The 967-nt window shown below is 74.1% G+C and carries 2 pseudogenes; one reads left to right on the top strand and one right to left on the bottom strand.

Features of this window, described 5'->3' with window-relative positions:
• Positions 1 to 482: pseudogene (locus IE180_RS35990) on the bottom strand (sensor histidine kinase); the annotation flags it as partial.
• Between the two features lie 286 nt (positions 483 to 768).
• On the opposite strand from IE180_RS35990, the pseudogene IE180_RS35985 reads away from it, so the two are divergent.
• Positions 769 to 967: pseudogene (locus IE180_RS35985) on the top strand (heme-binding protein); the annotation flags it as partial.

The raw sequence follows: 967 nt of genomic DNA, 5'->3' as shown, positions 1-967 counted from the left end.
AGTTCCCGGCGGGTGCGGATCAGGTCGTCGATGAGCGCCCGCTGCCGTGCGGCCTGCCGGTCGGAGTACACGAAGACGCCGGTGGCGAGGGCGGCGACGGCCGGCGGGGCGACGATCAGGTTGGGGTCCCAGCCGCCGTGCGAGAGCTGGACCTGGGCGAAGACCACGAACGAGGTGAGCAGGGCGACCAGGCCGAGCGCGGCGCGCGGCGGGAGGGTGCGCAGGCCCGTGTAGAAGAGCGGCACCGCGCACCAGGCGAAGCTGGGCGCGAGGACGACGAGGAGGACCCAGACGGCGACGACCGTGCCCAGCCAGGCGATCCGGCGCGGGGTGGCGCGGGTGCCGAGCACCGGGCCGAGGAGGTAGAGGGAGGCGAGCGCGCCGGTGAGGGCGACGATCCAGGGGCTGCGGGCCTCCCAGTCGTGCCGCAGCAGGAAGCGGGCGAGGGAGGCGCCGAGCAGCAGGAAGAACGCGATGTGCATGACCCGTGCGAGCCGGCGGGCGTCCGGGTCGTGCTCCGTGGGCCGGGTCACCGTGCCGCCTTCCTGCCTTCTGACCTGCGTGTATTCCTCCATGGTGGCCCGGCGGGACCAGTGGGGCATCAACCGATCGGCTGACAGGCGCGTCGTCCGGTGCGCGCGCGGAGGGCAGCCGGTCCGTGGACCGGTGGGCGTCGGTTCCGGCCCGAGGATGGAGGCAGAGCGAAGGAACGAACCGCTCGACAGCTTCTCCTCCCCCTCTCCTCCTCACTTCTCCACGGAGTCCCTCATGAAGAAGATCCTCCTCGGTGCCACCGCCGCCGCTGTCGTCGCCGCCGGTACCTTCGGCGTGGTCTCCGCGAACGCCGCCGCCCCGGCCGCGGCCCCCGCCGCCGTCATGGCCGACGCGGACGGCGGCGGCCTCCGGACCTCGACGCACCTGACGATCGAGGCGGCCGCGAAGGCCGCGCAGGCGGCGCTGGACGCCG

The sequence above is a fragment of the Streptomyces litmocidini genome (assembly GCF_014649755.1).
GTDB lineage: Bacteria > Actinomycetota > Actinomycetes > Streptomycetales > Streptomycetaceae > Streptomyces > Streptomyces litmocidini.
Note: the sequence above shows the minus strand (reverse complement) of the source record. Positions and strands in the feature narration are given on the sequence as shown.